Below are 8858 nucleotides of genomic sequence, written 5' to 3'. Positions count from 1 at the left end.
CTACTTCTACTTCTACTTCTACTTCTACTTCTACTTCTACTTCTACTTCTACTTCTACTTCTACTTCTACTTCTACTTCTACTTCTACTTCTACTTCTACTTCTACTTCTATTTCTACCTCAACCTCTACCTCTACCTCTACCTCTACCTCTACCCAACTTGTGCAAATAACCTCCCCCGCCGCCTCAAACAAATTAGATGGATTTTATGTCGTTATTTTTGCAGATTCTTACCATTTGGGAGTAATAGATGGATTTCCTGCAGTTAATTTAAGCTAAAATCTACCAGACGGCCAATCTGGATCAAATTAGATGTACTTTTTCCATCTATTCACTAAATCTTATGAAAATAGGTAGAATTAACTGTACATTTTACATTTAATTGGAAAACCACCCACTCGCAACCAATAGATCTCCAGCATCACGCCCTGTTAAGCTTGGAGTGCGCTTCCCTCCCCCGAAAAAAGACCTTCAGGGCACGTACCCTGAAGGTCTTCTCTGTACTACTTCTTTGGCAATAAGTCTGGCTTCTTCAATATGTTATAGATCAGCATCGCTGCTTGCGCACGATTTGTTGAATCTTTCGGGTGAATGCCATCCCCGTAACCGTGAACGAGCCCCAATTTAACCAAGGTGGATACACTGTTTAACGCATAATCTGAGATATCCGAGACATCGTTGAATGGTTGCAATGCCGCTGCGTCTTGTTGACTCGCTAGTTTCGTAGCTTTAGCCAAAGCCCGCTCGGTAAGTACCATCATATCTTCTCTGGTTACGGATGCTTGTGGATGGAAGAAATTGTTCTCATCTCCTTGGACGATCCCCAGATCTCTGGCTGTGTTGATGGCTTCCTCGTAGTATTTCCCCTGTTCGACATCCGCAAAGTGTGCTCCCGCAGCTCCCTTCAGATTTAACGCTCTCATCAAAAGCACTACATAGTCAGCACGCGAAACAGGAAGTTCTGGGCTAAATACACGATCGCCAGTACCATTTACAACACCTTTGCCCGCTAAGTAGGCTATCGCATTTTCCGCCCAACTGAAGTCACCTAAATCATCAAACGGCAGCGAGCTGTCGATTCGGAATTCAGCTTTGGCATCTGGCTGCTGATTGGTACTAGCAAGGTGGGAATCGACCGATTTCACTTTACTTAGCGACATTTCAGCCTTTCCTTGACCAATTGCCTCGAACACCAAGGTATACAACGTTTGATCGCCACTATCTCCATCCACTTTCCCAACCCGCGTATGTGCCAATTGTATGTGGTTATCCTTCACGACATAAGGAACCGAGAAACCCGGGATTTGCGTCGTAGCGGTCTTCAAAGTTAGAAGTGCTGGATCAAAGTCCACATTCAATTCATACGCATACAGATCCTTCAACTCATGACCCTTGATGACCACTTCTACCTTCTCCCCTTGGGAAGGACTTGGGTTTGAAATTGTAAGTGTGTAAGACGGTGTTACCGTTTCGGTTGCCGCAAATGCACTAGGTAGTACAGCACTTGTCGTGGTAATTAACATTAGACAACTTACAAACCATTTATGAAATRTCATGTCGGTATGCTTCCTCCCTTACCTATATCCTTATTGCATGATTTCACTAGCAACAATGGAAAGATCTTCGATATCTACTTTGTTATCCTTATTAATATCTGCTTTCACTGCATCTGCATCCCAATCTGCATCGCCTTGCTGCTTACCATAAGAAGCCGCTACCATGGCTAAATCGCCGATTGTAACACCAGCACTTCCGTTGATGTCCGTATGATAGACAGGTGGACCCGATGGCTGTTGAAGCTCCAGAATAAGCCTGTCGATCTCGGCAAAATTCGTCTTTTTCGTTAACTTGATCGTATTCAAACCTTGATTCAACGTTATCGTAATGACAGATGGATTATAACGTCCCCATCCGAATTGTTTGTAATCAATGACTTGATTGGCTCCATCATTAACGGAAACATCTTGCTGAGCAATAACCGTACCTCCGGTTCCATTTGCCGCCATGACCGTCATTTGGTAAGTGCCTGCTTTCTCCACATTTACATGAAATAAGATATAGTCGCTTCCAGCTGTGTCCACATGACCTGCCACTTTGCCGCCAGAAGCTTCGTCAGAATTGTTAATTCTCACAGTTCCTCCAAGAATTGCATCCTCCGCTTCATAGCTGTACATGGAGATCGAAGGTGTGCCTGATGGCTCCTGAATCAATGCCCCATAAGCGACCGGTGTGCCGAAGTTTGGCGTGCCATCCGGATTCCAAGTGAACTTCTGTGCACGAACGGAACGATTCGCCCAGCTTCCGCCAGATTTAAGATCAGCATGATAGACAATCCAATCCTCCAAACCATCCGGCGACTTCGTAAATGAGTTATGTCCAGGACCGAATGCTCCCGCGGATTTGCTGAATACGGAACCCGTTTTCGTCCACGAAGCTGGATTAAGGACATTACCATCGTTATTCGTCAGCATGCCTAAATTGTAATTATCAGTCCAACTGCCGCTTGCCGAATATACGATAAAGATTTTATCGTTCTTCATCAAAATTTCTGGACCTTCATTGATCGTCGGCGTACCATCAAGCTCCCAAGCTTGATCAGGTGAAGATAATAGCACGCGAGGTCCACTGATCGTCCATGGATTGCTCATCGGCGCAATGTAAATCTTTTGACTCACATTCGTATCGCCTTCCCAACCAGACCATACGAAATACATGGAATTATCATTTTTTACTAACACAGTACCATCAATGGCCCACTTGTCTGAGGCATCGGCAATTTTACCTTTCAATGTATAGCTGCCTTGCGCATCATTCGTATCGCTTTCGAGCACATACATGCGGTGATTATTGTTATTGCCGTCATCCGCTGCAAAATAAATGTACCATTTGCCATTAATGTTCTGAATCTCTGGTGCCCATAAACCTTTGGAATACCTTTGTCCGGAAGGCGGCGTATAGACCGTAACACGAGGCTCGATTCCAATATCCTGAAGACGTTTCGCTTTCACGACTTGAATCGCAGCATCATTTTCCGATTTCACATAATAATAGTAGCCATCTTTGAAAACAACGCTCGGATCTGCCGAACCAGCTCCACTTGAGACAGGTACGATCGGATTTTTGAATTTGCCGCTATCCGTCACCGTGATAACAGCAGAAGCTGTTTTTCCACCAGCCGCCGTGACTGTAATCGTAGCAGTTCCTTTGTTGATTCCTTTCACGTTACCGCTCGTATCCACTTGCACGGTACCTGAGTGGCTGGAACTCCACGTAAGCAGCTGGTTGGACGCATCCGCAGGTGAAAGGGTTGCCGTCAGCTTTTTCGTTTCATCCACTTTTACAGTCAATGTTGAGGTATTTAAAGAAACAGATGCTACACTTTTTCCCGCAAAAATAGGGGTTACTGCTTGTTTGGTTAGATTCGCATGTGACCATTTGACATGTAAACTGGCATCTCCCGTTGCGTGAACATATTCCACTTTCACTGGATATTTTTCTCCAGCCGTTAGTGCGATCGTACCGGATGTTTCCTCTCTTGTGCTGCTTGTTTTATTGACGACCAATGTCTCGCCAATCCACACTTTCGCGACATTATCGCTATCCACGTAAATCGTATGTGCCCCAGAATTCGTCGGTTGCACCGTTCCCATCCAGCGCGTGGAGAAATGATCCTCTCCAATGCCTACAGTTGGGTCTGGCGAACCTGTTCCCTTCTCATTTCCAAGATCGAAATCAATCTTCGGTGTGAACGATGTTTTAGCTAATGTTGTAAAGTTCTCGTCCTTGAAGTAGCTTACGTTGAATACAGGCAGCGTATCGAAAGCTGTTCCTGTTAATGCTTTAATGTCGTTCACATCCCACGGATGACCATCCGGATACGTAATTCCATGGAATGGCATCGTCGGCTCCGAAGTTAATGGATTCGTATCCGATCCCCAAGGGAAGCGTGTGTTATCCCGACCGATACCGAATTCCCACATAACGAAACCGATCTCTTTCTGACCGTAATGTTCCACCATACCTGGAACCGTTTGCGTCGATCTGTTCATCGCTTCATCCGCAAGAATTCCCTTGCTGACCCCGTAAGGTGTCGGGTAATCGGACTCATACGGATGCCAAGTGATGAAGTCTGACGTAGCATCGCCGCTAAATTGTCCACCTGTTGAGGATACCGGATGGTTGGTGTCGATTTCTTTGATCCAAATACGTGCATCATTCATGATCTGCTTCGTGATTTGATCCATAAGTCCACTCTCGCCATTGCTCGGCTCATTATAAATGTTCCAGAAAGCAATCCGCGCATCATTTTTATGCGCATTGACAATTCCCTGCACATACGCTTTCAATGCATCTTTATTCGCTGCATAGTTGGATTTAACTGCATCCCCAGGGCCTTCTACCCAACGGCTGTTATGCGCACCGTAAAGTGGAGCTAATTGTGGCCCCATGACCGGATTGTCATTCCAACAGTCATCGAAAAAGGCAAGTTCCACTTTGATGCCATGTTTGTCGGCAAGTTGCAAGAAATCTTCCAGATTGGCTAACAATCTCGCGCTATCGTTTTCCCAAAGCAAGTTATGTACGAATATCCGTACAAAATTGATGCCATACATTTGCGCATAGCCCAATTCACGATCGTTAATCTCATGATCATATTCGTTCCATTGCTGAATCTGATTCACAACATTCGTTGGTACGAAAACTGCGCCTTGTACCCAAGACCAGTCGTACGTCGGCATCTGAACTTCGCCTAAGTCTTTGACACTAATATTGTCATAGTTTGTGGCAACGTAATGAGCTCTGACACCGATCGCCCCAGTTGTATAGGTCGTATCTACCGCACTTACGATATGCTCGTCATTGATATAGATATCGATATGGCTGCCTACCGCTTTCACCTTCATGCGATAGACTGTATTTTGCGTGACTGGATATATAATGGATGCGAGTTCTTTCCAATTGTTATTCAGTCTTCCTAACTGCACACGTCCATTTGAAGTTAGTCCCGCGTAATAACCTTTCATGTTATCTCCGCCATTGCTCGGATTCGTAACTCGGAAAATTAAGCCTGCATTATCGTTATTCACGCCGTTTTTCAACGTAATGTCAGCCTCATATTCAAAGTTATCGAAAGAAGTACCCGTTGCAACTGATTTAAAGCCAGGGCCTTTATCCGTTATTTGATAAGCCTTGCTTGCAACATTCCATGTTCCTTCATAGGTCGTCCAACCCGTCGCATTGTCATCGTTAAAATCATCCGAAAAAGTATGGCTGACTAACGTGAATGTCGCACTCTGAACCGTGGAATCGAGCATGCCATTTTTAGTTGCCATAGCTTTCACCGTCGATGTGGCTGTCAAAGTGATTGGACCGTTATAGAGAGGTGTCGCCGCTGTAGGCGTGCTGCCGTCGGTCGTGTAGTGAATGTCGGCACCGACTGTCGGGCTCGATATGGTGACGATTTGCGAATTTGGGAATGAACCCGAATTCGGATTAATAACCGGTGCTGCCACAGGCAGTACCACAGGAGTTAACTGCTTTAATGAAACATTGTCATAAGAAACTTGTAGATTCTCATTCCATGCTCGCAGCCCAACTGTGCCCACCGAGTACGTTGCATCTGTAAAATCGTAAGCTAACATCTCATTCACATATATGTAAAAATGAGTTCCGATTGCAATCACTTTCAGATGATTGTAGTCATTCGGCTTGACGCCGCTTACAACTGTTGAGGCAATTTCTGTCCAAACRCCATTCGTTCCCGTAGCGCTCATCTTACCGATTTGAAGCTTCCCGGCAGCATTCATGCCGGCGTAGTACGCATTTATTTTATCCACACCATCAGCTGGCGCCGATGCTCGGAAAACCACACCGCTATTGGAAGATACTGCATCCTGCGGGTTCATATCAACTTCAAAAACAAAGTCTTGATAAACCCCTTCCACGACGGACTTTGCCCCTCTTGGATTAGTAGCCACATAATTATAAACGCTTTGCGTTACGGACCATGTCGTTTGGACAGGTTGGCCCAAATAATTCGTCCAGCCTTGCGCATCGCCATCGTTAAAGTCATCGGTGAATGCTGGTGTACTTTCCGCAATAATATAAGAGGATGTCACCACATTCGACACCATTTCGCCTGCTTTTTCCGCGTATGCTTTGATGATCACATCGGATGTCACCACGATTGGTGAAGTATAGATGGGAGAAGATGCATTCGGCAGTGTGCCATCAAGCGTATATCGGATCGTTGCCCCTGCGGTTGGCGTTGTGAGCGCAACATGCTGTTCGCTGTTGTAAACACCAGCAGGTATATCGAACACTGGAGCAGCTGTCTCCGACGACGCATACTCTTTGACCTCGAGATTATCAAAGTTCGTAGTCCCCCACCATGTTCGAAGACCAATAGAACCAGTGGAAGTAATTTGTTTGCCGTCATTATCAACAAAGTCAATCTTCGGCGTAATCATATCATCGATAAACACTTGAATGTGATTGCCTACCGCGACAACTTTCATATGACCACTACTATAAGGATAGGAGACACTTGTCAATTCCTTATATTCGTTGCCGCCTGCACCAACAACTCTGGAGAGCATAAGCTTTTTGTCCACACGCAGTGCAGCGAAATAGCCATTATACCCATCAGCCACGTCACCAGTCGGCGAAGTGACTCGAAATAATAACCCCGATTGATCTGAGTTGATACCAGATACTTGGAGATCCGCTTCATAAACGAAATCTTTAAAATTAGTAGTTTGAAATACCGTCTTGGAACCTGGTGAACCCGTCGTTCTATACTGTTTCGATGCATTGACTGTCCAAGACCCTCTGTTCCCTGCATTCTCGGATCCATACGTTGTCCATCCGTCTGCAAGTCCATCATTAAAATCCTCCCTAAACACAGGCAATGGATCACCCGTTGCTGCGGATACAGACGCAGCAGGCAATAATGAAACTGTCATACATAACAGCAGCATATACGCCCAAGCTTGTCGAATCTGTTTGCGATGAAAAGCCATTACACGTTTCAACCGATTTCCTCCCTCTACAATCAACAATGTCATTCATGCTTATCCTTATTTTGACTGATGAACACTTTCATGTATTTAGATTATTTGGCATTCCTTTATACTTTTCCGACAATTCGCAAAAAAAGAGCCCAACCATCTCAATGATGGTTGGGCCGACTTGCTTACTATTGTGTGTGATAATACGACTGTCTCGTTTGAAGGCCTGCTCTCTATGCTTTCCAGGATTGACGCCAAACCTCTTGAGGAATTGGTGACTAAGATACGAGGCATCCCCAAACCCGCATGCAGAAGCGATTTCTGCAAGACCAACATTTCTTCTATTAACTGGAAAACATGTAGCTATTTAAACGAAATTTGCTCGAAAAATCGATATAACTGTAAAACATGTAGTTAAAAATGCCTTTTTTGTTCCGATCGCGTAAAACGGATTAAATTAGCTGTACGTTATCCATCTATTCAGCGCTAGATCGAGAAATCCAAAAATATAACTGTAGAAAATCCATCTATTTGTCCCTCAAACTTATAAATTCTCTCGTGCAAATAAAAAATGCCCGAGATTATCCCGAGCATTCCAAAACAAACGTACAATTGTGTTAGTGACTTCCTCAAACCGTCTCTTTCGACCCTTTTTTCACTAAAAGGAAGTAAGACAGCATCGCTGCAGCGCTTGTTGTTAAAATAATGACACCCAGCGGAACCGCCGTGTGTTCCCCAGCAATCCCAACTAGCGGAGAAACGACCGCTCCGAGTAAAAAGGGAACGACACCCATTAACGCGGCCGCGCTGCCTGCCATATGTCCCTGGCTCTCCATCGCAAGCGGAAAAGCTGCCGTCGATGTAATACCGATCGACGCTACAAAGAACACAAGCGGGATCACGAGTGCATATAACGGCCCATGGAATATTCCCACTAGCAAGACGGCAATGCTGGCTGCTCCAGCCATATATAAACCGAGCAACAAGAAGAATTGCTCCGACACACGATGAGCCATCCGACCGACCAACTGAGAACCGATAATCAAGGTAATTCCATTGGAACCGAATAACAATGCAAATACCGTAGGGGAAACCCCATAAATATTTTGATAAATAAATGGTGTGCCCGAGACGTAAGCGAATACCCCCGCGATCATGACCCCCTGCGCAAGCATATAACCCGTGAATGAGCGGTCGCGCAAAAGCGATCCATAATTGCGCAGTTGCTGAGCAAAATTACTAGGACTGCGGCGCTCCATAGGCAGCGTTTCTTTGAGACTCCATTTGGTCATGGCAAGGAGGAACATCCCCAGGAACGCTAATGCAACGAAGACGCCAACCCAGCTTGTTAGCGATAGAAAACCGCTTCCGGCTACAGGCGCCACAAGTGGGCCTAAGTTTCCGACAAGTAAGAGCAATGAGAAAAATTTGGTGAGTTCGTGGCCGCTAAACATGTCACGTGCAATTGCCCGAGAAATGACAATGCCCGCTGACGCAACAAACCCCTGCACAAGTCGTGCAAAGATCAGCAGCCATATACTCGGTGCGATCGCGCAAGCTATGGATGCCACAACATAGAGAGCCATGGAAATGAGCAGCGGTTTGCGCCTGCCGTAGACGTCACTGAGTGAGCCCATAACCACTTGGCCAACACCAAGTCCGAGTAAACAGGCGGTCAGGCTAAGCTGTACGAGGGATGCTGTTGTACCGAATTTCTCTACAATCTGTGGAAAGGCCGGTAAATACATATCAATGGTAAAAGGGCCAAGTGTCGAAAATAAACCGAGCAGCAGCGCTAGTCGAACGACATGCTGATTGTTCTTGTTTGTCATCTTATGAGTTTCTCCTA

Annotated in this window: 4 protein-coding genes; all 4 read right to left on the bottom strand. The window is 45.5% G+C overall.

The genetic code is table 11. The features are described 5' to 3' along the window. On the bottom strand, positions 1 to 193 hold a 193-nt coding region (locus AC1DLM_RS28430), incomplete at its 3' end, for a hypothetical protein (protein WP_477571847.1). 309 nt (positions 194 to 502) lie between these two features. After that, entirely contained in the window at positions 503 to 1555 is a 1053-nt protein-coding gene (locus AC1DLM_RS28425; RefSeq protein WP_477571846.1) for an S-layer homology domain-containing protein, read from the bottom strand. A 30-nt stretch (positions 1556 to 1585) separates the two neighbouring features. Then, complete coding sequence (locus AC1DLM_RS28420; protein WP_477571845.1) at positions 1586 to 7033, bottom strand: family 43 glycosylhydrolase; 5448 nt, start codon at positions 7031 to 7033, stop codon at positions 1586 to 1588. A 605-nt stretch (positions 7034 to 7638) separates the two neighbouring features. Next, positions 7639 to 8841, bottom strand: coding sequence for a multidrug effflux MFS transporter (locus tag AC1DLM_RS28415; protein ID WP_477571844.1), 1203 nt, complete (start codon positions 8839 to 8841; stop codon positions 7639 to 7641). Positions 8842 to 8858 lie beyond the last annotated feature (17 nt).

The sequence above is a fragment of the Paenibacillus sp. 01T442 genome, assembly GCF_056398345.1.
The sequence above is the reverse complement of the archived record's forward strand: the minus strand, read 5'-3'. Positions and strand labels throughout refer to the sequence as shown.

Coding starts and splice junctions, on each gene's coding strand:
- AC1DLM_RS28415 (WP_477571844.1), bottom strand. CDS start 8,841: ATGACAAACAAGAACAATCAGCATGTCGTTCGACTAGCGCTGCTGCTC.